The 26,823-nt window shown below is 70.0% G+C and carries 9 protein-coding genes, 1 pseudogene and 1 riboswitch; of the genes and pseudogenes, 3 read left to right on the top strand and 7 right to left on the bottom strand.

Features of this window, described 5'->3' with window-relative positions:
* The first annotated feature begins 29 nt into the window (after positions 1-29).
* Positions 30-108, top strand: a riboswitch (cobalamin riboswitch).
* Positions 109-161: 53 nt separating this feature from the next.
* Complete coding sequence (gene cobN / locus VR44_RS05925) at positions 162-3,785, top strand: cobaltochelatase subunit CobN (protein ID WP_045946301.1); 3,624 nt, start codon at positions 162-164, stop codon at positions 3,783-3,785.
* Between the two features lie 1,046 nt (positions 3,786-4,831).
* Here cobN and VR44_RS05915 read toward each other — a convergent pair.
* The gene (locus VR44_RS05915) at positions 4,832-11,740 is read right to left on the bottom strand and encodes a polymorphic toxin-type HINT domain-containing protein (RefSeq protein WP_052713482.1); all 6,909 of its coding nucleotides are present in this window, start codon (positions 11,738-11,740) and stop codon (positions 4,832-4,834) included.
* Between the two features lie 799 nt (positions 11,741-12,539).
* Between VR44_RS05915 and VR44_RS05910 the strand changes: the two genes are divergently transcribed.
* Entirely contained in the window at positions 12,540-16,715 is a 4,176-nt protein-coding gene (locus tag VR44_RS05910; protein ID WP_045946299.1) for a ricin-type beta-trefoil lectin domain protein, read from the top strand.
* A 176-nt stretch (positions 16,716-16,891) separates the two neighbouring features.
* Positions 16,892-19,139, top strand: a pseudogene (locus tag VR44_RS05905) (terpene synthase family protein).
* A 57-nt stretch (positions 19,140-19,196) separates the two neighbouring features.
* Here VR44_RS05905 and VR44_RS05900 read toward each other — a convergent pair.
* The 6 genes from VR44_RS05900 to VR44_RS05880 form a co-directional block, all read right to left on the bottom strand.
* Complete coding sequence (locus tag VR44_RS05900) at positions 19,197-20,429, bottom strand: GNAT family N-acetyltransferase (protein WP_045946298.1); 1,233 nt, start codon at positions 20,427-20,429, stop codon at positions 19,197-19,199.
* A gap of 62 nt (positions 20,430-20,491) precedes the next feature.
* The gene (locus tag VR44_RS48320; RefSeq protein ID WP_281187114.1) at positions 20,492-20,614 is read right to left on the bottom strand and encodes a hypothetical protein; all 123 of its coding nucleotides are present in this window, start codon (positions 20,612-20,614) and stop codon (positions 20,492-20,494) included.
* Positions 20,615-20,645: 31 nt separating this feature from the next.
* Positions 20,646-21,947: a YncE family protein gene (locus VR44_RS05895; protein ID WP_045946297.1), complete on the bottom strand. Its 1,302-nt coding sequence runs from the start codon at positions 21,945-21,947 to the stop codon at positions 20,646-20,648.
* Positions 21,948-22,121: 174 nt separating this feature from the next.
* Positions 22,122-23,285, bottom strand: a complete 1,164-nt coding sequence (locus tag VR44_RS05890; protein WP_045946296.1) for an XdhC family protein — start codon at positions 23,283-23,285, stop codon at positions 22,122-22,124.
* Between the two features lie 119 nt (positions 23,286-23,404).
* Positions 23,405-24,868 (bottom strand): NCS2 family permease, encoded by a 1,464-nt coding sequence (locus tag VR44_RS05885; RefSeq protein ID WP_045946295.1) that lies wholly within the window; start codon positions 24,866-24,868, stop codon positions 23,405-23,407.
* Between the two features lie 332 nt (positions 24,869-25,200).
* A partial coding sequence (locus VR44_RS05880; protein WP_045946294.1) for a molybdopterin cofactor-binding domain-containing protein occupies positions 25,201-26,823 on the bottom strand: 1,623 nt, incomplete at its 5' end.

Here is a 26,823-nt window from a genome sequence, read left to right as displayed (position 1 = left end):
GCCCGTCACCGCCGAGGACGGCGACATGGGAGGAAGCCCGGTGCGATTCCGGCGCGGTCCCGCCACTGTGAGCCCCGCGGAGCGATCCGCGGGGTGAGTCAGGAACTCCCGCTGTCCTCACTGCCCGGGGCGCGGAAACCCCGAGGAAGGCCTGCCGCCGCATGATCCTGCTGCTGTCGACGTCCGACACCGATCTGCTCAGCGCCCGCGCCGCGAACACCGCCGACGGCCCCGTGCCGTACCGGTTCGCGAACCCCTCCCGCCTCCCCCTCGACGACCTCCCCGCGCTGCTCGACGGCGCCGAGCTGGTCGTCGTACGCCTCCTCGGCGGCCTGCGCGCCTGGCAGGACGGCCTCGACGTCCTCCTCGCCCCCGGCCAGACCCGCCCGGTGGTGGTCCTGACCGGCGAACAGGCCCCGGACGCCCAGCTGATGGAGGCCTCGACGGTCCCGATCGGCATCGCCGCGGAGGCGCACCGCTACCTCGCGCACGGCGGCCCCGCCAACCTCGACCAGCTGGCCCGCTTCCTCTCCGACACGGTCCTGCTCACCGGCCACGGCTTCGAGCCCCCGGCCGCCTCCCCCACCTGGGGCCCCCTGGAGCGCCCGGCGGACCAGGCGACCACCGGCCCCCAGGTCGCGGTGCTCTACTACCGCGCCCACCAGATGAGCGGTAACACCGCCTTCGTGCACGCCCTCTGCGACGCCATCGAGGCCAAGGGCGGCCGCCCGCTCCCCCTCTACGTCTCCTCCCTCCGCACCCCGGAGCCGGAGCTGCTCCAGGCCCTGTCCTCCGCCGACGCCGTCGTCACCACCGTCCTCGCCGCCGGCGGCACCCGCCCCGCCACGGCCTCCGCGGGCGGTGACGACGAGTCCTGGGACGCGGGCGCCCTGGCCGGTCTCGGTGTCCCGATCCTCCAGGCCCTGTGCCTGACCGGCTCGCGCGGCAACTGGGAGGAGAACGACGAGGGCCTCTCCCCCCTCGACGCCGCCACCCAGGTCGCCGTGCCCGAGTTCGACGGCCGGGCGATCACGGTCCCGTTCTCCTTCAAGGAGATCGACGAGGACGGCCTGCCCGCCTACGTCGCCGACGCCGAACGCGCCGCCCGCGTCGCCGGCATCGCGGTCCGCCACGCCCGCCTGCGCCACATCGAGCGCGCCGACAAGCGGATCGCCATCGTCCTCTCCGCGTACCCCACGAAGCACTCCCGCATCGGCAACGCCGTCGGCCTCGACACCCCGGCCAGCGCGGTGGCGCTGCTGCGCACCCTCATCGCGGCCGGCTACGACTTCGGCCCCACCGCCGACATCCCGGGCCTGGTCTCGGGTGACGGCGACGAGCTGATCCGCGCCCTGATCGAGGCCGGCGGCCACGACCAGGACTGGCTGACCGAGGAGCAGCTGGCCCGCAACCCCGTCCGCATCCCGGCGGCCGACTACAAGCGCTGGTTCGCCGAACTCCCCGCGGACCTCCGCGAAAGCGTCGAGGAACACTGGGGCGAGGCCCCCGGCAACATGTTCGTCGACCGTTCCTCCAACCCCGAGGGCGACATCGTCCTCGCCGCCCTGCGCCGCGGGAACCTCCTCATCCTCATCCAGCCGCCGCGCGGCTTCGGCGAGAACCCGATCGCGATCTACCACGACCCGGACCTGCCGCCCTCGCACCACTACCTGGCCGCGTACCGCTGGATCCAGGCGGCCGCCGAGGACGGCGGCTTCGGCGCCGACGCCATGATCCACCTGGGCAAGCACGGCAACCTGGAATGGCTGCCCGGCAAGAACGCGGGCCTCTCCGCCTCCTGCGCGCCCGACGCCGCACTCGGCGACCTCCCCCTCGTCTACCCCTTCCTGGTCAACGACCCGGGCGAGGGCACCCAGGCCAAGCGCCGGGTCCACGCCACCCTGGTCGACCACCTGGTCCCGCCGATGGCGCGCGCCGAGTCGTACGGCGACATCGCCCGCCTGGAGCAGCACCTGGACGAGTACGCCCAGATCAGCTCCATGGACCCCTCGAAGCTCCCCGCGATCCGCGCCCAGATCTGGACCCTGATCCAGGCCGCGAAGCTCGACCACGACCTCGGCCTGGACGAACGCCCGGACGACGACGGCTTCGACGACTTCCTCCTCCACGTCGACGGCTGGCTCTGCGAGGTCAAGGACGCCCAGATCCGCGACGGCCTGCACGTCCTGGGCGACGCCCCGACCGGTGAGGCCCGGGTCAACCTGATCCTCTCCATCCTCCGCGCCCGCCAGATCTGGGGCGGCACCAGCGCCCTCCCGGGCCTGCGCGAGGCCCTCGGCCTCGACGAGTCGGCGGCCACCCGTACCGCGGCCGACACCATCGAGGAGACGGCCCGCGCCCTGGTCCAGGCGATGGAGGACGCGAACTGGTCCCCCGACGCGGTCGCCGGGATCGCGGCGGACCACCCCCGGGCGGTAGCGGACATCCTCACCTTCGCCGCGACCGAGGTGGCCCCCCGCCTGGCCGGCACCACGGCCGAGATCACCCACGTCCTCACGGCCCTGGACGGCGGCTTCGTCCCGGCCGGCCCGTCCGGCTCCCCCCTCCGCGGCCTGGTCAACGTCCTCCCGACGGGCCGCAACTTCTACTCGGTCGACCCCAAGGCCGTCCCGTCCCGCCTCGCGTGGGAAACCGGCCAGGCCCTGGCCGACTCCCTCCTGGCCCGCTACCGCGCCGACCACGACGACGAATGGCCCGCCTCCGTCGGCCTGTCCCTCTGGGGCACGAGCGCCATGCGCACGGCCGGCGACGACGTGGCCGAAGCCCTGGCCCTCCTGGGCATCCGCCCGGTCTGGGACGAAGCCTCCCGCCGCGTGACGGGCATCGAGGCGATCCCCCTCTCAGAACTCGCCCGCCCCCGAATCGACGTGACCCTCCGCATCTCGGGCTTCTTCCGCGACGCCTTCCCGCACGTCATCGGCCTCCTCGACGACGCGGTCCGCCTGGCGGCCTCCCTGGACGAACCGCACACCGAGAACTTCATCCGAGCCCACGCCCAGGCCGACCTCGCCGCCCACGGCGACGAACGCAAGGCCACCACCCGCATCTTCGGCTCCCGCCCGGGCACCTACGGCGCGGGCATCCTCCAGCTGATCGACTCCCGCGACTGGCGCACCGACGCCGACCTCGCGGAGGTCTACACGGTCTGGGGCGGCTACGCGTACGGCCGCGGCCTGGAAGGCCGCCCGGCCCGCACCGAGATGGAGACGGCCTACAAGCGCATCACGGTCGCCGCCAAGAACACCGACACCCGCGAGCACGACATCGCGGACTCGGACGACTACTTCCAGTACCACGGCGGCATGGTGGCCACGGTCCGCGCCCTCCGCGGCACGGCCCCCGAGGCCTACATCGGCGACTCCACCCGCCCGGAAACGGTCAAGACCCGCACCCTCGTCGAGGAAACCAGCCGCGTCTTCCGCGCCCGCGTGGTCAACCCCAAGTGGATCGAGGCGATGCGCCGCCACGGCTACAAGGGCGCCTTCGAACTCGCGGCGACGGTCGACTACCTCTTCGGCTACGACGCCACCACGGGCGTGGTCGCGGACTGGATGTACGACAAGCTCACGGAAACCTACGTCCTCGACCCCACGAACCGCGCCTTCCTGGAGGAAGCCAACCCCTGGGCCCTCCACGGCATCGCGGAACGCCTCCTGGAGGCCGAGTCCCGCGGCATGTGGGAAAAGCCGGACCCCCAGATCCTCGAATCCCTCCGCCAGGTCTACCTGGACACGGAGGGCAACCTGGAGGGCGAGGCGGAGTAACTCCGCCGGAAACGGAGCAAAGGCCGTCTTCCCCACCCGTCAGCGTGGGGAAGACGGCCTCCTCCATAACCAGGGGCCAGCGCCCCGCCACACCACCTCAGCCCGCTCAGCACCTTCGGTCCGAGGCGAACAGGCGCCCGATCCTGTTCAATGCGAACACGCGCACCCGGCCACACCCATGTGCACCCTCAGCGGCCACGAACGTCGCAGAACGCCTGACATGTGCCACTACTGCGGCTGCCGCCAAATCCCCCTCATCAAGGAGTTCATCTCCGAGCACGAAACAGTGACGAACGCGGCAGGCGACGCCCTCCGTGCCCTGGGCGCGGGTGACCCTCACCAAGGGCCCGCACCCTGCTCTCCACCATCCAGGCCGTCCTCCTCGCCCACTGGAAGGGCTAGGAGGACGGCCTTCCCGGCCTCCCTCACAGCCCTGACGGGCGAGGACTGGAACAGGTCCATCACCGCCTGGCAGTCCGCCCACCCGCAAGCAACGCTCCACTCCGCCGGCTGACCGCTCGCCTGGCTCCGCTGCGGCATTCCCCATAGCACGGCCCTCAGGCAGCGCTATGGGGCTGAGGCAGATGCAAGTCGGCAGAGGCCCAGAGCGTCAGCCCTCTGGTTCGCCCGATGAATCAACAGGCCAAGTAGAGGATTCCAACAAGGCCTCCACCTTCACTTGGTCCGCAGCGTTCCAGTACTTCACACGCCTCCATCGCTGATGATCAAACTCACTATGGAGCTGCCACGGGGAGACCAGCGCCCATAGCAGGTTCCACGAAGAGATGACCTGCCGACGCAATTGGAGACGAACAACTTCAGATTCCAGATCCGACAAGGACAAGGAATGCTGGAGCGTGCCCACAAGCTGCAAAGTTGCAACCTCTACACCACGGAACATCTCCCTACCCGCACTCCCCCGCTCGGCAGCGGCGAGAGGCGCTGCGCGGGCAACGAGAAAGGACTGCATGGCCTCGACGTCTCGAAGAGTGACATCCTCGGCATAGCAAACCGGCCGACTACTCGAAGGCGGCACAAGGATCATCCTACCCAACCCTCTCCCAGATCGGCTCATCAAGATCGAAATCTATCTCGTCAAACTCATCATCCTTCTTCCACACCCTAGTTACATACTCCCAGGGTATCCCCCCTTCGAAGGCTATCTCCTTTTCATACGGCGTGGAATTCAGAGGGAGTCGTTCATTTACATTAATTCCATTCGGGGCCCCCTTTATCTCGTAAACATAACCACGTGAGGGAGCGAAGAGATCCCTAGCTATGAGACGACTCTGCGACGCACCAACGAAGCGGCTGTAATTACGCTGTTTCTCCACATATTCAGCCAGCGTCACCTCACTGTGCGGGTTCTGGGGCATAAATCCTCCGTCTGCTTCGATTACGTCCGGCGCCCGCGAGTCACCTCGGTAGAGCGTCTCGCAATTGTGGACGAGGACAGAGGCGGCGCCCGCAACTATGTAGTAGGTGTGCAGGTCACCAACCGTGAGGTTATGCGTCGTGACGGCGTACCGGTAGTTGCGAACCGATTGCACCGTGAGCGTGGTGCCGTCCGGCTGGCGGAGGTGTTCGGCCGGGGTGAGTTCGCCGGCGTCGACCCACTGGTGGCGGGATTCGCTCCAGTAGGGGTGGTGGTAGGTGGAAGTGATCTTCGCGGGCGGGCCGCGGGGGTTGGCGTCGTCGGTGAGGGTGAGGTCGGTGAAGTCCTTGTCGTCGGGGGTGGTGATCGTCGCAGTGACGCTCTTGGGGGTGGTTTCGCCCGTCTGGGGGTCGGTGGCCATGACGGTGTCGCCGTCGTGGACGTCCTCGATCGACTTGGTGGTGCCGTCGGCCATCAGGACCCGGACGCCGGTGGGAAAGCTGTTTTTGCAGGTCGGGTACTCAGGGGCGTCGGACTCGCCGCCTCTGCCCGAGCCGGACTCGCTCTTGGCCGCGTCCGCTTCGCCCTTCGCCGCCTTGCTCTCGGTTCCTGCAGCGTCGCCGGCTGTCTCCTTCGCCGCTTTCTCTTCCGCTGCTTTCGCTGCCTTGGCTTCAGCCGCCCGGGCTTCAGACGTGGCTTTCTTGACCTTGCTGAACGCATTCGACGCTTCGAGGGCACCGCGCTCGGCCGCGTGGATGGCGTCGTATGTCTTGTTGACCTCCTTGTAGATCTTCAAGGCCTTGATGCCGATCTTGATGGCCTTGAAGAGCTTCCCCCACGGGACCGCGTTGAGGGCCGTGTTGATGCAAGCCATCACGTCGCCCTTGGTGAAGCAGTCACGGGCGTCGTTGAAGCCGATCAGGTCGCCGACGAGGTCGATGACCTGATCGACCAGTTGGTCCCGCTTCTTCTTCGCCGCCGACAGGGTGTTGTTCGCATGCGAGAGTGCGCGGGTCGCCTCATACTCGTCATCGTCGTACCAGTGGCTGACGTGCGACTCGTTCTCCTCCCAGCCCGGGTGGCTCTCGTCGCACGCGCTCCCCTCGCAGCTGAACATCTTGCCGCTGGGGTCCGACGCGTTGATGGGGCTGTTGTTGGAGTACGCGTAGGCGTTCCACTGCTGCGGATCGCCCGCGTCGATCAGCGGGTCCGGGCTGATGAAGCGGCCCGTCGTCGGGTCGTACTCGCGCGCTCCGAGGAGGGTGAGGCCGGTGGCCGCCTCCTTGATGCCGCCGACGAAACCCTTGTCCCCGGCCCAGGCTCCCTGCGTCGGCTGGGTGCCGCGCTCGTTGCCGAAGGGGTCGGAGGGGCGGCGGACCTGGGCCAGGTCGGTGGCGTTGAACTGGATGCCGTTCGTGCCGTGGTGGTCCGAGGACTGGTACGCCAGGTTCGACGTGCCGCCCGTGGTCGTGCGGGTGACGGAGAGGCCGCCGCCCGCCGGGTAGGTGCGGACGTTGGTGACCTTGTTGGAACCGGCTTCCAGAGTGATCTGGTCAGTGCCGAGGTTGAGGGTGGTCTTCCCGGGGTCACGGCGGATCAGCTGGTTGCCGCCCGTGTCGTACAGGTAGCTCGTGCCCGCGCTCTCGCCGGTGCCGGTGAGCTTGTCCAGCTTGCCCTGGTCGTTCCAGGTGAGGGTCTTGGTGCCCGGCGTGCTGGTGATGGACGCCGTGTTGCCGGTGGCGTCGTAGGTGTAGGACGTGACCTTGGTGCCGGACGGGCCGGTCTCCGTGGAGGTCATCAGGGCGTGCGGGCCGCCCGTGCCGCCGCCCGTCTTCGGGTCGGTGGAGGGGGTGTTCGGGCCGGAGCCGAAGGTCTGGGTGACCGTCGTGTCCTTCGCCGCGTTGCCGGTGACGTCCTTCTTGACCAGCTTCTTGCGGTTGCCGAGGTTGTCGTACTCGTACTGCTGCCAGTACGGCGTCGGCCCGCCCACGCTGGGCTTGCCGGTGCCGTCGACCGCCGGACCGGAGCCGTTGGCGCAGCCGCCGATGCCGCGGACGCTGGGCTGCGGGGCCGTGACCTGCGTGCCGGTGTCCGTCCAGGCCTGCGTCAGCCGGCCCAGGTAGTCGGTGTTGAAGCACTGCAGGTCGCGGGCGGCGCCGTCCTGGGTGTCGCTGATCGAGGTGAGCTGGCCGACCTGGTTGTAGGTGTAGTCGAAGACGTCGACGCTCGTGCGCGCCGCCGTCTGCTTGTCCAGGGTCGAGCGGACCGGCCGGCCCGTCGCCGCGTCGTAGTCGATCGTCGAGACGATCTGCTTGCCGGAGTTGCCGACCGTGTTCCGGATGGGACGGCCGAAGGCGTCGTAGCGGACGTCGACCAGGTACGGGGTCCAGGTCGTGTCGATGGTGCTGTCGAGGGCCAGGAGGTTGCCGACGATGTCGACGTCGTAGGTGAGGGTCTCGGCCTTGAGGCCCGCCTCCGGGATGGCCGGGAGCTTGGTCTTCTCCAGCTCGCCGTACTGGCTGTAGGTGTTGGCCGTCTCGTAGACGCCCTGGAGCTTGCCCTCCTTGGCGGGGATGGTCGTCTTCGTGCCGAGCGGACGGTAGCCGCCGTCGTAGCCGGTGACCTCCGTGACGTAGGCGCTGCCGGCCGCACCTCCGACGTAGCGGGTGCTGGCGGTCGGCTTGCCGAGGACGAGGGAGTCGTAGGTGAAGGCGCTGACCTGCTTGGCGGGGTCGACGGCCGTGCCTTCGTAGGTGGCCGTGGTCCGTCCGAGGAGGTCCGTGATGGTCGTCGCGCTCTTGCCGCGGGCGTCGGTGGCGGTGACGAGGTTGCGACTGTCGTCGAAGGACGTGGTCGCCGTTCCGGCGTCCGGGTCAGTGGTCTGCACCGTGCGGCCGAGGAGGTCGTAGGTGAAGGTCCACTCGTTGCCCGCGGAGTCCTTCCGGCGGACCTCCTTGCCCTGAGGGTTGGACTCGTACGTCGTCTCGTCGTAGGCCCCGGTGGGGGTGTTGCTCTTGTACTGGCGCAGGACGGACGTGGTCCCGTTGGTGATGCGCGCCGTGGCGTAGCCGCCGTTCGGCGGGATGGAGCGGACCTCGTCGGCGCCCGGGTACTCGGTCTTCGCACGCCACTGCTCGACGCCGAAGGACTGGAAGACAGACGCCGTGGTGCGGCCGAGGCCGTCGAAGACCTTGACGCTCTGGGCCGGGACCTTGCTGTCCGGGTTGACTCCGCCGTTGGGGAGGAACAGGGATCCGGAGGGGTCCTGCTCGTCGTTGTAGTAGGCGGCGCTGGTCTTGGACTGGCGGCCGTGCGAGTCGAAGAAGGCGTCCGTGATCAGGCGGCCGGTGACACCCGAACCAGGGGTGACCTGCGTCTGGCGGACGCGGCCGAGGCCGTCGTAGAGGGTGTAGGTGGACGAGTAGGTCTGCCCGTCCGTCATGAGGGCCTTGCTCAGCACGAGGGACGGCGCGTTGGTGCCGTTCATCGCGTACGAGAACTCACGGACCGGCTTGAACTTCTTCGCGCGCTCCTGGCCCGGCTGCCAGACGGCGACGACCCGGCCGAAGGCGTCGTAGTCGCGTTCACCGACCCGGCCGTTCTCGTCCGTGGTCTTCAGGGGCAGGGAGCGGCCCGGGTCGAGGGTGTTGGACGCCTTCCAGCCCAGCGGGTTGGTGTGGACGACCTCGGTGGGCAGGGCGCCGGTGGCGGGCTTGTACTCGGTCCTGGTGACGGCGCCGTCCGGGTGGGTCGCGTCCTTGCGTACCTTGTTGGTGGTGCTCGTGACGCGGCCGTAGGCGTCGAAGGTGGAGGTCGAGTTCAGGCGGTAGACCGGCTTGCCGGTCGCGTCGTACTTCTCGAGGACCTCGTTGCCGGTCTGGTCGGCGGTCGCGGCCGCCTGGCCGAGCGGCAGGTTGTCGAAGTAGGCGCGGGTATCGCCGACGGTGTTCGCCGCCGTCGGGGTCTGGCCACAGGCTCCCGACAGCACGAGGGTGCGGGACGGGAGCTCGGTGATCGCCCCGCCGGGGCCGGTGGCGTACTCGAAGGTGGTGCAGAGCCGCTGGTCGGCGCGGGAGACGTCGCTCTTGTCGTCGACCTGGAGCGGGCGGGAGGCGAGGGTGCCGTCGTAGGTGGACGTGCGCTCGCTGGTGCGCCAGCTGCCGTTGGCGAGCTTGGCCCGGGTGGTGACCTTGCCGGTGTTCATCGCGCGGGCGGTGATCGCCGGCATGCCGCCCGACTGGGCGCGGGTCGCGGTGACGGGGCCGAGCCAGGGGGTGGTGACTTCGTCGGCGACGACGCTGCCGTTGTCGGCGTCGTAGGTCTCGGTCTGCCGGACGAAGCCGGCGAGGACGTCCTCGTCCGTGATGGAGCCGCCCTGGGCGTCACCGACCTTGACGCTGCGCTTCGTTCCGTTGGCGAGGACGTCCCCGTCCATGCCGCGCAGGTAGGTGGTGACCGACTTGCTGCGGGGGCCGTCGCCCGGGCTTCCGTTGCCGGTGCGGGTGGTGACGGTGGCGAAGCCGCGGAACTGGTCCCAGGTCCGGGTCTTGGGGTCGGCGAACTCGGAGTCGTTGCGGTGCCAGGCGATGCCGCCGCCGTACTCGTACTCGGTCACCGACGCGACCTGGCCGGCCACCATGTCCTGCTGGGTGACGGACTGGACGACGGTCTTGTTGAACCAGTCGTTGACCGGACTGTCGTAGGACTGTCCGGGCAGGTACCACTTGACCGGCATGCAGGCCATCGTGTTGCCGTCCTCGGAGGGCGGCATGGTGTTCTTCAGCCGTGAGCACTCCGCCGGCTTGTAGACGACGTTGATCCGGCCGCCGGTCTCGGTGGTGATCGTCTGGATGCGCGGTCGGTTGTAGGACGGGGCCGAAGCCTGCGTGCCGTCCGGCCGCTTGACGACGCCGTCGACGCGGTTCGCCATCTGCAACGGGGCGAAGAACACCGCGGGCAGGGTCTGCGGGGTCTTGCCGTTCGAGGCGGTGCGCTGGACTGAGTCGAGCCAGAGGGTCGGCGAGGTGCCGTCGCCCGGATCCTGGAAGGACTGCTTGAGGGCGTAGGAGTCGACCTCGACGTAGGCCGTGCCGACGAGGACCTCGGTGTAGATCTCGGTGAACCTCTTGGTGCTGAAGTAGGTCGGCGAGAGGTTCAGGCACTGACCGGTGGCCGCGCACTCCTGGTCGACGGGGGTGTCGGGCCAGGACTTGGCGTTAGCTTTGGTGCGCTGGGCCGGGTCACAGGTGATCGCCCCGCCGGGCACACAGCGTTCGCTGGTGTTGAGGGTGATCTGGGCAGCCGGCTTGGCCGTCCCCTTCGCGGCGATCTGCTCCGGCAGGCGCTGGCCGTAGCCGATCCACCTCGGGTAGCTGCCGCGCTGGTACTGCGTCAGCGTGCCGTTGCCGTTGTTCTGGCCGCCGCCGCGCCCGTAGTAGTTGTTCTCCTGCTCATAGCGGTACGAGATCAGGTTCTGGTGGGTGTCCACGACGAAGTCGAGGTTCCACTGCCAGCCCATCTGCACCCACGAGCCGTTCGCGGGGGTCTCGGCGCCCAGGCACTTGTCCTGGCCGCTGTTGAAGTAGACCGGCACGGTGGAGACGGACTTGGCCTCCGGGTCGGTGCCGTCTCCGCCGGGCAGGCGGTTGGCGCCGAAGTAGTACTGGGTGCCGTCGGTGGTGGTGACCTTGAAGCCCTCGCCCTTCCAGGCGGAGTTCCGCTGGCCGGTCAGCCGCTCGACCTTCGTGCCGTCCTCGCCCTTGACGTGGTAGACGCAGGTGGCGTCGTCACGCACGATCTGGCCGACGTGGCCGGCCAGGTTGAGGGAGAGGATGTCGCCGGCCCAGCACTCGTCACCCGAGTCCTTGATGCCTGCGTCCTTGCAGCTCTTGTACGTGCGGGAGATCGCTCCCGGGTGCCAGTCCCAGCCTTCGCCGATCGGGCCGGCCTGGGCGTTGGTGGACGCGGTACGGCCGTCGATCGAGGAGGAGTCGTAGCCCAGCGAGATGTCGGGGGCCTGTCCGGCGATCGTGGACGGGATCTCGACCGTGTAGCCGTAGGTGAAGTTGGCGGCGTTGGCTCCGGCCTGCCAGGAGGCGGAGGGCAGGAGCGGAGTGGCGGTGAAATCGCCGCTGGCGCCGGCCGGACCGGGCTCGACGGCGAGGACGACGCTCTGCGGCACCGAGAACGGGGACGCGGCCGCCCGGGAGCCGGGCTTCAGGACCGAGGTCGAGGTGCCGGGGGCCTGGGGTACAGCCACTTCGGCGGCCACCAGGCCGGAGGCGTCCCGGTGCGAAGCGACGGGGGTGCGTGTCGTACAGCCCGCCGCTCCCGGGGTGGTCAGCGCGCAGGCGGGCAGTTGGACGACGCGTGCGCGGTCCGCCCAGTTGGCTCCGGCGCGGTTGGCCCAGGCCGAGACGTCGAGGTTGACCTGCAGCTTGCCGCCGGCCGCGCCGGCGGTGTTCTCGGTCAGGGAGACGAGGGCGCCGTTGACTCCGGCGGCACGGGTCCTGGCCTCGTCCTTCACTTCGACGTGGAGGCCGTCACCCGGGTCCTTGACGGGCCCCGGGCTCTTGGCCACCGAGCGGTTGTTCGCACTGTTCCCGGTCGCTACCCAGACGGGAAGCGACCCAGCTTTGACGGATCCCGAGTCGAGAAGCCCTTGAAGATCACTCTTTTCATTCAGGGATACATTCGCGACACCGGCCGGAACTTTGCCATCCAATTTAGGAGACCAGTTTCGGCCGACCGGAATCTTTTCGGCCGAGGATTTCGCGGCCGACCCCTTCACCGGCTTGGTTCCAGCCAATGGCGTGTTTGGCGGTGTCCACACCTTCGGCGGCTTGTCCGCCGCCTCGGCCACGGGAAGTCCCAGGCCAGAGACGAGCACTGCGATCACCGCAGAGATCGCGACGCGCGATCTCGCAGTGCGCGAGCGCGCGAGAAACCCACCCTTACTGAACAACTAGATCCCCCCACGGGATGCAGATGGACGCGGCAAGGGGCCACCACGACCCCCAGAACGAGGCACTCTAGGGAATGCGGGTTCGATTCACATAGGAATTTCTTAGAGTTTCCTTACATGACCAACATCACTCCGGCGCCAGAGGCCTACCTACTCGACCAAAGGGGACATTCATCCTTCGTCGACTGTTGACAGGCTTGCAGGAGTGAAGGAACTGTGCGGCTGGCTCATCTCCGTCTCACAGCTCAGGGGGGCTTTTCACGTGAGGCCGTCGTTTCTTCCATCGCGCACAGCAAGGCCGGGGGGCCGCAGGCTGGGGGTCGCTCGCATCGCGAGGACACTGCCCGTCGCGGGTGCTGTCGTACTCTCCCTCGGTTCCGGTTCCCTGGTCGGCCCGCCGGCCTTCGCAGCCTCGGTGTCCGACTACGGACCATCCGAGACCAAGTGGCCCGCGCCCACTCCCAGACCCGCACCGACCGCCCAGCAGAAGGCCGTCGAGGACGCCCGTACGGTCGCCAAGAGCAGCGGGAAGCCCGTCCTGGTCGAGTACCTCACCACGGGCAACTCCCAGACCGTCGCCAACCCCGACGGCACGCTGACCAGTGATTCCACCCCGGTTCCGGAGCGGGTCAAGGGTGCGGACGGGCAGTGGCGCGGGCTCGACGCCACCCTTCGCGTCAACTCCGACGGCACCGTCAGCCCGGTCTCCGCCGCCTCCAAGCTGAGCTTCTCCGGAGGCGGAAGCGGGCCCATGGCGGCCATGGCCACGGCAGATGGGAAGCAGCTGGCCCTCAAGGCTCCGTTTCCGCTGCCCAAGCCCGTCCTCAACGGCACCAGCGCCTTGTACAAGGAGGTTCTGCCCGATGTCGACCTGGAGCTGACGGCCACCCCGGTCGGCGGCTGGCGCCAGGTGCTCGTCGTCCACACGGCGGCGGCCGCCGCGAATCCCGCAGTACGCCGGCTCCAGTTCGGCATCGAGGCGAACGGGCTGGCCGTCTCCGCGGACGGCGCAGGAAACCTCAAGGCCACGGACACCCAGGGGAAGAGCCGCTTCTCGGCCCCCGCTCCCCTCATGTGGGACTCCTCGAACGGGGCCTCCCAGACGCCCGTCGCGAAGACCGACGGCGCGAAGACCCAGCGGTCCGCCCCGGCGGCGGAGCAGCAGCCAGCTGAGGTCACTGCGTCCGGCCCCGACGGCCCGGGCGCCGGCGCTGCGGTCGCGCCGATCGCGGCGACCGTCGACGCGAGCGGGCTCCAGCTCGTCCCCGACGCCGCCCTCCTCGGCCAGGGCACGGGCCCCTGGTACATCGACCCCGGCTGGAACCCCGACGTCGACAACGGCACCCAGGCCTGGTCACAGGTCCAGGAGGCGTACCCCGAAACCAACGAGTACAACGGCACCGCCAGCGGTCAGGACAAGCCGGCGGCCGGCTACTGCGGGTTCAGCTCCGCTCCGTACGGGTGCACGCGGTTCGGCCGGGAGCGCGCCTACTTCCAGGTCGGGGTCAACTCCGTGATCCACGGCGCCGAGGTCCTCGACGCGAGGCTGAACGCCACCGTCGTCACCTCCTCCAGCCCGTCGCAGGCCACGCCCATGGGCCTCTACCACACCGGCACGATCGGAAACCCGACCAGCTGGAACAACCAGCCCTGCGACCGCAACTCCCTCATGGGTGGCTGCCCCAAGATCGGCGGCAACTGGATCTCGGGCACGGGCGACATCCAGTACGACGTCACCACCCAGATGAAGGCCGCCGCACGGGACCGGTGGCCCCACTTCACCTTCGGGTTCGCGCCGGACGACGAGAACAACAAGTACTACCGGCAGCGGTTCAGCAACAACCCCCACATCAAGGTGACGTACGACATCCGGCCCACCAGCACCTCGCCCCGCACCCGCCCCACCCCCGGCTTCGCGGACACCGCCGCCTACGCCGACTGCAACACCCCCAACACGCCCAATCCGCCGGACAACGCGGGCTGGGTCGGCGCCAACCAGAACATCACCCTGACGACCGCCTCCAACTCCGCGGTCGGGCAGCAGCTCCAGACGACCTTCCAGTACTGGGACACCGCCGACAGCGACAACTCCGTGTACGCCCGCACCGGCTGGCTCGGCAGCGGTGACCACACCGTGGACATCGGCCGGCTGACCGACGGGCACCTCTACGGCTGGTGGGCCAACACCACGGACGGAACGCTCACCAGCGTCAACACCGAACGGTGCTACTTCCGCGTCGACAGCACCCCGCCGACCGCCACCGTCACCTCCACCGACTTCCCCGCCTCGGGCACCATCGGAGCCCACCCGAAACTCGCCGGGCAGGAAGGCTCCTTCACCCTCACCGGCGCCGACCCCGCCCCCGTGAACGGCAGCCGCGCCTCCGGTCTGGCCTGCGCCCGCTGGACCACCGACCCGGTCAAGGCGGCCTCCACCAGTTGGAAGTGCACCGGCGGCGAGAGCGGCATCGTCAAGCTCGTCAACGGCGCGGCAACCATCAACCTCACCCCGCAGCGCTGGGGCACCAACTACCTCTACGTCCAGACCCAGGACATCGCGGGCAACCTCTCGCAGCCCGTGGCCTACGCCTTCTACGCCCCCTCCAACCCCAACAGCCCCGACCCCGTCTTCGGCGACGTCACCGGGGACCGCAAGGCCGATGTCCTGCTGCCCGACTCGGCGGGGAACCTGCGCCAGTTCGGCGGCGGCACCGACCCCGCGGCGGCGCCCAACGCCCGCATCCGTCCGGCCCCCGGTGGCAACGGCTGGAACGGCATCCAGATCAGTCACCGGGGCAGCCTCGGCCTCAAGACCGTCGACGACCTGCTCGCCCACCAGCCCGGCAACCCGGACCTCCACCAGTACCTCAACGACGGCAACGGTGGACAGTTCGACGGCCAGGCCCCCAGCCGGGTCGTCAAGCCCGCCTCCTGCGCCCTGCCCTCCGGCAGCACCATCGACTGCGCCGCATACGGCTACGGCACCAACTGGGCCGGCGTCACCCAGATCGCCTCCTTCGGCTCCCCGAACGGTGACGTCGTGGACGCGTCCGGGACGCTGCCCCGTTCCTCCCTCCTCTTCGTGGAGAACGGGCGCCTGTGGCTGGCGTCACCCGGATCGACCAACCAGCTGTCGTCCCCCGCCGTCCTGCTGTCGGCCAACGACACCCGCTGGTCCGGATACGACCTGATCACCCCCGGCCGCGCCCAGGGCACCGCCTTCCCGACCCTGTGGGCCCGCTCCAAGGCGGACGGCACCCTGCACGCGTTCTCCGTCAAGGGCACCGCCCAGTCACCCGACCTCACCGGCTTCACCGACCCGTCCGCCGGCCTGATCACCGGCAAGGCCGACCCGAAGCTCTACCCCCGCGTCGGGTCCGACGGAGACATCAGCGGTGACGGCATCCCCGACCTGTGGGCCGTCGACGCCAACCAGCAGCTGGTCGCCTTCAACGGCGTCGGCGGTGCCACCCCGCACCCGTCCGTCACCGGCGTCGACCAGGCGCCCGTCTCCCTGGGCAACCTCAACACGCCGAAGGCCCAGTGGAAGCTGACCGACCAGGCGGGCGGCGTCACCCCCAGCGCGATCGGCAGCTACCCGGCCGCCACGGCCGGCGTCACCTTCCCCACCGAGAGGATCGGCGGCCGGGACACCCCCTACGCCGCCTTCACCGGCACCCAGGCGACGATCGCCACCAACGCTCCGGTCGTCGACACGCGCAAGAGCTTCACCCTCACCACCTGGGCCAAGCCCGGCGCCCAGGGCGGTCTCATCGCCAGCCAGGACGGGGCCAAGAACAGCGCCTTCACCCTGTACGCCGACCCCGCCGACAACAACTGGCGCTTCGCCCTGGCCAAGGGCGACGACGGAGGATGGCCGTACGACTGGTCCGACGCCGTCAACGAAGCCGCCCGTTACACCCCGGGCACCTGGGCCCTGGTCACCGCCGTCTACAACGCCGACACCGGCCTGATGAGCCTGTACGTCAACGGCACCCTCGCGGCCAGCGGCACCCACCAGGCCGCCACGAGCCCGGCGCCCACCGGACCGTTCGTCCTCGGGCGGTACCAGTCGGGCGCCAAGCCCGACTACTTCTACGGTGGCTTCACCGGCGGCGTCAGCAACCTGGCCGTCTACCCGTACGCCGCCTCCCCCACCGCCCCCGCGACCACCGGCAAGATCACGATCAGCGCCGTCGGCCGCTGCCTGGACAACGAACACGGCAGCGATGCCGACGGGAACAAGATCCAGATCTGGGACTGCAACGAGATCAACGGCGGCGGCGCCCAGAAGTTCGACGTGCGCGCCGACGGCACCGTCCGCACCGCGGGCAAGTGCCTGGACGCCACCAACGCCGGCACCGCCAACGGAACGCCCATCCAGCTGTACACCTGCCACGACCACCCCGCCCAGCAGTTCCTGCCCCGCGCCGACGGCAGCCTCTACAACCCCGTCTCCGGACGGTGCGTCGACGCGAGCGACATGAACAACGGCACTCGGCCCTACCTCTGGGACTGCAACCGCACCAACCCGCAGCGCTGGGGCATGTCCACCCTCAACACCGCGCCCCTGCCGATCCCGGTGCCCTGACCGGCCCGCCACACCACCGGCCGGCCCGGTCCCTCGTTCGAGGGGCCGGGCCGGTGTCACCTGATGCGGTGAAATCCGCCTTGTCCGGGCGGTGTCCGGGGTAGGGCAGTGCTGCTCTCGTGCGGGGGGCCGGGGTCGCCGGTTCTCCGTGCACCGGATGAAAGGCGTGCCCCGTCGTGACGCAGCAGCCGTTCCAACTGCCGGAGTTCTACGTGCCGTATCCGGCCCGGCTCAGCCCCCATCTGGAGGAGGCCCGGGCCCACAGCAAGGAGTGGGCCCGGGGGCTCGGGATGCTGGAGGGGTCCGGGGTGTGGGACGAGGGGGACCTCGACTCGCACGACTACGCGCTGCTCTGTGCGTACACGCACCCCGACTGCGACGCCGACGCGCTGTCGCTGGTCACCGACTGGTACGTGTGGGTGTTCTTCTTCGACGACCACTTCCTGGAGACCTTCAAGCGCTCCCAGGACCGTGACGGTGCCCGGGCCCATCTCGACCGGCTCGCCGCCTTCATGCCGAGGGACCTGGCGGAAGGTTTCCCCGAGGCGGCCAACCCCGTGGAGGCCGGGCTCGCCGACCTGTGGGCGCGTACCGTGCCGGCCATGTCGGCGGACTGGCGGGAACGGTTCTCCCTGTCCACGAGGAACCTGCTCGACGAGTCCATGTGGGAGCTCGGGAACATCCGCATCGGGCGGGTCGCGAACCCCCTCGAGTACATCGAGATGCGGCGGAAGGTGGGCGGGGCGCCCTGGTCGGCCGGGCTGGTCGAGTACGCGGCCGCCGAGGTGCCGGCGAGGGTGGCGCACTCGCGGCCGCTGGCCGTGCTGCGCGATTCCTTCTCCGACGCCGTGCACGTCAGGAACGACATCTTCTCCTACCAGCGGGAGGTCACCGACGAGGGTGAACTGTCGAATGCCGTGCTGGTGCTGGAGACCTTCCTCGGGTGCTCCACCCAGGAGGCCGCCGAGATCTCCAACGACCTGATCACCTCCCGGCTCCAGCAGTTCGAGCAGACGGCCCTCGCCGAGCTGCCGCGCCTCTTCGCCGAACACGCCCTCACCCCGCCCGAGATCGCGGCCGTCCTCGCCTACGTCAAGGGCCTCCAGGACTGGCAGTCCGGGGGCCACGAGTGGCACCTGGTCTCCGGCCGCTACATGAACGAGGGGGCCGGGCCCACCGCCCGGCTGTCCCTGCCCTTCCTGCCGGGCGGGCTCGGGACCAGCGCGTTCGACCTGGGGGCCGTGTTCACCCGGCGGTCGGTGGAGATGCGCCGCCGCTCCTTCTCCTTCACCCCCTTCGAACGCACCGGCCCCTCCGTGATCCCCGATCTGCGGCTGCCGTTCCCGCTGTCCCTCAGCCCTCATCTGGCTTACGCGCGCGAGGAGTCGGTGGAGTGGGCCCGGCGGATGGGGCTGCTGGAGCCGCAGCCCGGCGATCCGGGTTCCGTGATCTGGGACGAACGGAAGCTGCGCGGCTATGATTTCGCGGTAGCTGCGCGGCTACGATTTCGCGGTCTGCTCGGCGGGCATCGCTCCCGGCGCCACGCGCGAGGCGCTGCTGCTCAACGCGTGCTGGCTGACCTGGGGAACCTACGCGGACGACTACTACCCGCTGGTGTTCGGCCGGTCCGGGAACATCTCCGGTGCCAAGGCGGCCACCGCCCGGTTGGTCTCGATGATGCCGCTGGACGGCACCGGACCGGCGGTGGCGCCGGTGACCGTGATGGAACGTGCGCTCGGCGACCTGTGGAAGCGCACCGTCCCGACGCTGCCCGCGGCCGGCCTCGCCGGGTTCCGGGCGGCCATGGTGAGCATGCTGGAGAGCTGGGTGTGGGAGGTGGAGAACCAGTTCCATCATCGTGTTCCGGACCCGGTGGACTACGCCGAGATGCGCCGGCGCACGTTCGGCTCCGAGATGACCATGTACATGTGCCGGCTGGGCGAGTCGGCACGCGGCGTCCCCGAGGACGTCTACCGTTCGGGGACGCTCCGTTCGCTGGAGAACGCGGCGGCGGACGTCGCATGCCTGATGAACGACATCTTCTCCTACCAGAAGGAGGTGGAGTTCGAGGGCGACATGCACAACCACCTGGTCGTCACGCGGAACTTCTTCGGCATCGGGTATCCCGAGGCGCTCCGCATCTGTCATTCCCTCATGGAACGGCGCGTGGAGGAGTTCCGGCACATCGTCGCGGACCAGTTGCCCCGGCTCTGCGAGGACCGGAAGCTGGACGACGCCGCCCGGGCCGGTCTCGACGCCTATGCGGGCGAGCTCCAGGACTGGCTCGCGGGGATCCTCAACTGGCACCTGAAGGCGAAGCGTTATGGTGAGGACGATCTGCGCCGGCAGGGCGACGGGCTGTCCAGCGCCGTCCTGAGCAGCGGCTTCGGCATGGCGGCGGCGCGGATCGGGCTGCCCGCCTAGCCGGGCGGCCGGCGGGGGCGGTCCGCTCGCCCGCCCCCGCCGCGACGGCTCCGGCCGTCAGAACTCGTCCGCGGTGTGCGGCAGCAGGCCGGTCCGCAGGGCCGCGTCCAGGGCCGCCGCGGCGCCCGGGGTGTGCTCGGCCACCAGTCCGGCGGCGACCAGTTCCGTGACCCGGGTCCCGCCCAGGTAGCAGGCGGCCAGGTCCCGTACGTCGAGGGTCAGGTCGGGGGCCGCGCGAGCGGTCTCGTACGTCGCCCCGCCCGGGCCCGCCTTGAGCCGGAACCGCCCGGCGTTCGCGGGCAGCCGCGGGTCGGCCAGGTCCAGGACGAGTTCCACCGGTGCGGCCCACGACCGCGCCGTCAGGGCCTCCTTGACGTCGACCAGGCGCAGCCAGAGCGCCGGGAACTGGGCGGTGATCCTGACCTGGTCCCGGTCGGCGGCGAAGGACAGCAGGGGGTCGTCCGCCGGGCGGCCCCAGGCGCGGACGGTGCCGGTGAGGTCGAGGGAGGCCACGTAGGTCCACAGGGCGGCGGCGACGGCCGGGGTGCGGGCTTCCAGTTCGTCGACGCGGACCAGGCCGGGGGCGCGGGCGGCGCCGTCGTCGGACTCGTGTTTGGTGCGGTAGAGGACGTAGCCCTCCGCCGGCTCCCCGGGGTTGCCGAGGGCGAGGATCCGGGGCGGGCCCAACTCCTCGTCTTCCTCGTCCTGTTCGCAGAGCCATTCCTCGGCCCACCGCGCGGGGCTGCGGCTGGGCCGGCCGGCCCGGGTGTGGCGGGCGGCCTCGTGGCAGGGGCCGATGACGGCGAGGGCGTCGGCGGGGTCGACCAGGCGCAGCGGGCGCGGGTCGGGGTCGATGCGCAGGGCGAGCGGCCGGCTGGAGTCGATCTCGACGGTGAGGCCCTGGGTGGCGGGGCCGTAGCCGAAGCGACCGTAGATGGCGGCTTCGGAGGCCCACAGGCACACGAGCGGGCTGCCGGCGGCCCCGGCGCGGCGCAGCTGTTCGTCCATGAGGGCGGTGAGGACGCCGCGGCGGCGGTGGGTGGGGGCGACGGAGACGAAGGTGAGGCCGGGGCAGCCGAGTTCGGTTCCGGGGACGGAGAGCCGGAAGGGGTGTGCGGCCATGAAGCCGACGAGGGCGTCCCCGTCGTAGGCGCCGAGCCGCTCGCAGCGGCTCAGCAGGGCGTGGTGGCGTGCGCGTCCTTCCGGCTCGGGCCGGTCGTGGAAGACCAGGTAGGCATGCTCCTGGGCGCGGGCGATGTCGTCCTCGGGTACCTCGCGGATGTCCACCATGATCAGGAGACTAATCGGTCATCGCGGACGGCTCGCACCATAGTGGCTTGATCTGTGCGAACTCAGGATGCGTCGACGCGGAGGGAGCCGGTGGTCCTGGCCTCGGGATCGCTGAGGCAGCAGATGAGCCTGCGTTCGCCGGCCTTCCAGCCGGCGGCCGACGGACCGGAGAAGAACTCCGTCAACGTGGCCGAGAGTTTCGCGTCGGTGCCCGCGCTACTCCCGGACCGGGGCCGGGGCCTGCCGGGCGCCGGGGCCGGTCCAGTCGGCCGGGACGCGGCCGAGGCGGACCCGCTGGGGGTGGTCACCGACGGGGACGGAGACCCGCTTGGTGCCGGTGGCGAAGTCGATGGCGGTGACCCGGTCGGCGCCGCTCTCGGAGATGACACAGCCCTTGCCGTCGCCGTCGACGGTGGCCCAGTAGGGCTTGTCGGCGGGGATCAGCGGGCCTTCGGCGAGGGTGGCGCGGTCCACGACGGTGGCGTAGTCGTCCATGGTGCCGGCGACGCACAGCTTGGCGCCGTCGGGGCTCACGGACAGGCCGTGGTGGCGGGAGTCGTTGACCCAGGTGGTGCGGTCGGGGCTGGTGGCGGGGTTCTCGGGGAGGGTCTTGACCCGGGTGACGCGGTCGGCGGCGACGTCGTACTCCACGAGGCCGTTGAAGAAGGACACCTGGAAGTAGAGCTTCGACTCGTCCGGGGTGAAGACCATCGGGCGGACGGCGTCGGAGAGGTCCTTGCGGCCGAAGGCGTCGAGGCGTTCGCGCATGTCGACGGTCCGGACGGTGCGGAAGGTCTGCGCGTCGACGACGGTGAGTCTGCGGTCGCCCTTCGTCCAGTCGAGCCAGGGCGCGTCGAGGGCGGAGGTGACGTCCCCGATGGAGCTGTTCCACAGGAGGCGGCCGCCCTGGGTGAAGGTGTTCTCGTGCGGTTTGTCGCCGGTGGGGAAGGAGCCGAGCTGCCGGCCGGTGGCGATGTCGAGGACGTGCACGGTGTTGGCGGTGGAGGCGGAGACGGCCACCCGGGTGCCGTCGGGTGAGACGGCCATGTGGTCGGCGCGGTAACCGGCCACCGGAAAGCGCCAGTTGATCCGTCCCGAGCGCAGGTCGACGGAGACGACGTCGGCGAAGCTGGGGCGCGAGACGACGACCGCCGTGCCGTCCGGGGTGGTGTACATGTCGTCGGCGAACTGGTCGTGGCCCTCGCCGGCGGTGGCCCGGATGCCGAGGAAGAAGCCGAGTTTCACGGGGTTGAGGTAGATCTCGCGGAGCCGCTCCTCCTTGTCGGGGATCACGTCGATCCTGCCGACGCGGGCGAGGTCGCCGGTGGAGGCGAGGACGTCGGCGGTGCCCTCCCAGTTGTTGCCGACGAGGAGCACCTCCCGCAGTCCGCCGGCCGCGGCGGGCTCCGCCCGGGGGGTCGCGGCGGCGGCCGGACCCAGCGCGGCGGCGAGGCCCGCCAGGGTCAGGGCGCAGGCCAGGCGGAGGGTGCGTGAAGGGGTGCGACCGTACCGGGACATCCGCTCAACTCCGTTGCGAAGAAGCTCCGTCATCTCCGTTACCGGCCGGTAAAAATAGGCGGGACGAGAAGAAGGCGCAACCCTCAGGGGGCTGCGCCTTCTTCTCGAATCTTCGGTCGTGTCTTCGGTCGTGTCTTCGGTCGCGCCCTCGGTCCTTCCGGCGGTACCGCCGGTTCAGGCGACGGAGCCGATGCGGGTGACCACGGTGTGCGAGGAGTCTCGGTGGATCGGGATGTGCGCGCCGGTCAGGGCCGCGCCGCTGCCGCCGCGGCGGTTCGCGACGATCTCGGCGGCGATGGACAGGGCGGTCTCCTCCGGGGAGCGGGCGCCGAGGTCCAGGCCGATCGGGGAGCGCAGCCGGGCCAGTTCGAGCTCGGTGACGCCGACGTCGCGCAGCCGCTTGTTGCGGTCCTCGTGCGTGCGGCGGGAGCCCATGGCGCCGACGTAGGCGACGGGGAGCTTGAGGGCCAGTTCGAGGAGCGGGACGTCGAACTTGGCGTCGTGGGTGAGCACGCACAGGACGGTGCGGCCGTCGACGGCGCCGGACCCGGCCTGGGCCTCCAGGTAGCGGTGCGGCCAGTCCACCACGATCTCGTCGGCCTCGGGGAAACGCTTCTTCGTGGCGAACACGGGCCGGGCGTCGCACAGCGTCACGTGGTAGCCGAGGAACTTGCCGATCCGCACCAGGGCGGAGGCGAAGTCGATGGCACCGAAGACGATCATCCGCGGGGGCGGGACGCTGGACTCGACGAGGACCTTGAGGGGCTCTCCGCAGAGCCGCCCGTCGGCGCCGATCTCCAGGACGCCGGTCCTGCCCGCGTCCAGCATGGCGCGGGCCTCTTCGGCGATGGTCCGGTCCAGTTCGGGGTGGCCGCCGAAGCCGCCTTCGAAGGAGCCGTCGCCGAGGACGACCAGCGCGCGGCCCATCAGCTCGGCCGGGCCCTCCGCTATCCGGGCCAGGGCCGCCGCCTCCCCCTGGGAGGCGGCCCGCAGGGCGGTGGCCATGGCCTCGCGCCGGGGGGAGCCCACGGGAACCGGGGTGACCAGGATGTCGATGATCCCGCCGCAGGTCAGGCCCACGGCGAAGGCGTCGTCGTCGCTGTAGCCGAAGCGCTCCTGGACGGTCTCGCCGTCCTCCAGCGACTGCCGGCACAGCTCGTAGACCGCCCCCTCCACGCAGCCGCCGGAAACCGAGCCGATGGCCGTGCCCTCGCTGTCGACGGCGAGGGCGGCTCCGGGCTGCCGGGGTGCGCTGCCGCCGACCGCCACCACGGTGGCTACGGCGAAGTCACGTCCCTGCTCGACCCACCGGTTCAGTTCTTCGGCGATGTCCAGCATGTGCGGCCTCCTCGGAGGGGTTCGGTTTCCAGTATGGGTTGCGTGAAGGGTGGTGACCCGACCGGCACCGGGCCTAGGGGAGCCTGGTGCCGGTCGGGTCGGTACCGGTCTTCGCGGGATTACTTGACGCCGAGCCACGCCTCGATGGGGTGGAGCGCGAAGAAGATCACGAAGACGACGGTGAGGGCCCACATGAAGGCACCGATCTCGCGGGCCTTGCCCTGCGCGATCTTGATGGCCACGTAGGAGAGCACACCGGCGGCGACACCGGGGGTGATCGAGTACGTGAACGGCATGATCACGACGGTCAGGAAGACCGGGATCGCGGTCGCGGCGTCGGCCCAGTCCACGTGGCGGGCGTTCTGCATCATCATGGCGCCGATGACCACCAGGGCCGCGGAGGCGACCTCACCGGGGACGATCTGGGTGATCGGGGTGAAGAAGAGGCAGGCGGCGAAGAGCAGGCCGCTGACGACGGAGGCGAGACCTGTGCGGGCACCCTCACCGACGCCGGTGGCGGACTCCACGAAGACCGTCTGACCGGAGCCGCCGGCGATGCCGCCGATGGCGCCACCGGCGCCGTCGATGAACAGCGCCTTCGACAGGCCCGGCATGCGGCCCTGGTCGTCGGCCAGCTTGGCCTCGGTGCCGACGCCGATGATGGTGGCCATGGCGTCGAAGAAGCCGGCGAGCACGAGCGTGAAGACGATCATGCCGACGGTCATGACACCGACGTCGCCCCAGCCGCCGAACTCGACCTTGCCGAAGAGCGAGAAGTCGGGCATGGAGATCGCGGAGCCGTCGAGGACCGGCGGGCCGTTCTTCCAGGCCTTCGGGTCGATGTCGACCACGGCGTTGACGATGGCCGCGATGACGGTGCCGCCGACGATGCCGATCAGGATCGCGCCCGGGACCTTGCGGGCCTGGAGCATGAAGATCGCCAGCAGGGTGATGCAGAAGATCAGGACCGGCCAGCCGGCGAGCTCGCCGACCGAACCGAGCTGGACCGGAGGACCGAACTCGGGGCCCTTGCCGACGAAGCCGGCCTTCACGAGACCGATCAGGGCGACGAACATGCCGATGCCCATGGTGATCGCGTGCTTGAGCGCGAGGGGGATCGCGTTCATGATCATCTCCCGGAGGCCGGTGACGACCAGGAGACAGATCACGACGCCGTACATCACGCACATGCCCATGGCCTGCGGCCAGGTCATCTGCGGGGCGACCTGCGAGGACAGGACACCGGAGACGGACAGGCCGGCCGCGAGGACGAGCGGGACCTTGCCGATGAAGCCCATCAGGAGGGTGGTCGCGGCCGCGGCGAAGGCGGTGGCCGTGATCAGGGCCTTCTGGCTCATCGTGTCTCCGGCGACGTCCTTGCCGGAGAGGATCAGCGGGTTGAGCAGGAGGATGTACGCCATCGCCATGAAGGTCGTGACGCCGCCACGAATCTCCGTGCCGACGCTCGACCCTCTATGGGTGATGTGGAAATAACGATCGAGCCAAGAACTCCCGGCGGGCTTCGGAGATCCTTCTCCGGCCTCTTCCGCGGTGGTCTTGGGCTCCACAGACGACTGGGTCATGGTGCCTAACTCCCAAGGTTCAAAGGGGCACCCGCATAAAGATTGGAGACGCGGGATTTGGGAAACTGCGTTGGCTGCACGACCCGGGGTGACGGCCCGAGGCGACGCGAAATTGCACTGCGTGTACTGCGGGTAGTGCGGGGGTGACCGCTGGTACTACGTGGGGGTTCTCGCAGGGGTACTGCGGGTGAAACGGTGAAGCTGACCGCGAGCGGTGCGGTTGTTCAGGTGCTCCGGGCGGTGCGGGTGGCAAGTGTGACGTTCCCGTGTCCGCACCGCCCGGAGAGTCCGAGGGGGTCCGGGGGCCTCGCGGCCCCCGGACCGGGCCGTTCCTAGAGGGTCCCGGTGAGGGCTTCCGGACGGATCGGCGTCTTGTTGAGCTCCAGACCGGTCGCCGCCCGGATCGCCGCGAGGACGGCCGGGGTGGACGACAGGGTGGGGGCCTCGCCCAGACCGCGGAGGCCGTACGGCGCGTTCGGGTCGGCGAGCTCCAGGACGTCGACCGGGATGGTCGGGGTGTCCAGGATGGTCGGGATCAGGTAGTCCGTGAAGGAGGGGTTGCGCACCTTCGCGGTCTTCGGGTCCACGATGATCTCTTCCATGACCGCCACGCCGAGACCCTGGGTGGTACCACCCTGGATCTGGCCCACCACGGAGAGCATGTTGAGCGCCTTGCCGACGTCCTGGGCGGTCGCCAGCTCGACGACCTTCACCAGGCCGAGCTCGGTGTCCACCTCGACGACCGCGCGGTGCGCGGCGAAGGTGTACTGGACGTGGCCGTCGCCCTGGCCGGTGACCAGGTCGAACGCCACGGTCGGACGGTGACGGAACTCGAGTTCGAGGTCGATGGCCTCGTTCTCGAGGATGTCGGCGATGTCCGCGAGGACCTCACCGCCGTCCGTGACGACCTTGCCGCCCTCCAGGAGGAGCTCCGCGTGGGCCCACGCCGGGTGGTACGAGCCGTTCTTGCGGCGGCCCATCTCCAGCAGCGCCTCGCGCACGGCCTCACAGGTGTTCTTCACGGCGCCACCGGTCATGTACGTCTGCCGCGAGGCGGACGTGGAACCGGCGGAGCCGACCTGCGTGTCGGCGGGGTGGATGGTCACCTGCGTGACGCCCAGCTCGGTACGGGCGATCTGCGCGTGGACGGTGACACCGCCCTGGCCGACCTCCGCCATGGCCGTGTGGACCATCGCGACGGGCTCGCCGTTGATGACCTCCAGGCGCACGCGGGCGGTGGAGTAGTCGTCGAAGCCCTCGGAGAAGCCGACGTTCTTGATGCCGACCGCGTAGCCGACGCCGCGGACGACGCCCTCGCCGTGCGTGGTGTTCGACAGGCCACCGGGCAGCGCCCGGAGGTCCGCGGCCTCGCCGGCGGTCTCCCACTGGCGCTCCGGCGGCAGCGGGCGGGCCTTGACCCGGCGCAGCAGCTCGGCGACGGGGGCCGGCGAGTCCACGACCTGGCCGGTGGGCATGATCGTGCCCATCTCCATGGCGTTCAGCTGGCGGAACTCGACCGGGTCCATGCCCAGCTTCGCCGCGAGCTTGTCCATCTGGGCCTCGTACGCGAAGCAGGCCTGCACGGCGCCGAAGCCGCGCATCGCGCCACAGGGCGGGTTGTTCGTGTAGAGCGCGATCGCCTCGATGTCCACGTCGTCGATGACGTACGGGCCCACCGAGAGGGAGGACGCGTTGCCGACGACGGCCGGGGAGGCCGAGGCGTAGGCACCGCCGTCGAGCACGATCTTGCACTTCATGTGCGTGATCTTGCCGTCCTTGGTGGCGCCGTGCTCGTACCAGAGCTTCGCCGGGTGGCGGTGCACGTGGCCGAAGAAGGACTCGAACCGGTTGTAGACGATCTTGACCGGCTTGCCCGTGGCCAGGGCCAGGAGGCAGGCGTGGATCTGCATCGAGATGTCCTCGCGGCCGCCGAAGGCACCGCCGACGCCGGAGAG

The organism is Streptomyces katrae, from assembly GCF_000966975.1.
Taxonomy (GTDB): domain Bacteria; phylum Actinomycetota; class Actinomycetes; order Streptomycetales; family Streptomycetaceae; genus Streptomyces; species Streptomyces katrae.
This window is presented reverse-complemented; position numbering and strand designations above follow the sequence as displayed.

Bases quoted from the DNA above. Each gene is read 5' to 3' on its own strand.
- cobN (WP_045946301.1), top strand. From the start codon at position 162: ATGATCCTGCTGCTGTCGACGTCCGACACCGATCTGCTCAGCGCCCGC.
- VR44_RS05900 (WP_045946298.1), bottom strand. From the start codon at position 20,429: ATGGTGGACATCCGCGAGGTACCCGAGGACGACATCGCCCGCGCCCAG.
- VR44_RS05895 (WP_045946297.1), bottom strand. From the start codon at position 21,947: ATGTCCCGGTACGGTCGCACCCCTTCACGCACCCTCCGCCTGGCCTGC.
- VR44_RS05890 (WP_045946296.1), bottom strand. From the start codon at position 23,285: ATGCTGGACATCGCCGAAGAACTGAACCGGTGGGTCGAGCAGGGACGT.
- VR44_RS05885 (WP_045946295.1), bottom strand. From the start codon at position 24,868: ATGACCCAGTCGTCTGTGGAGCCCAAGACCACCGCGGAAGAGGCCGGA.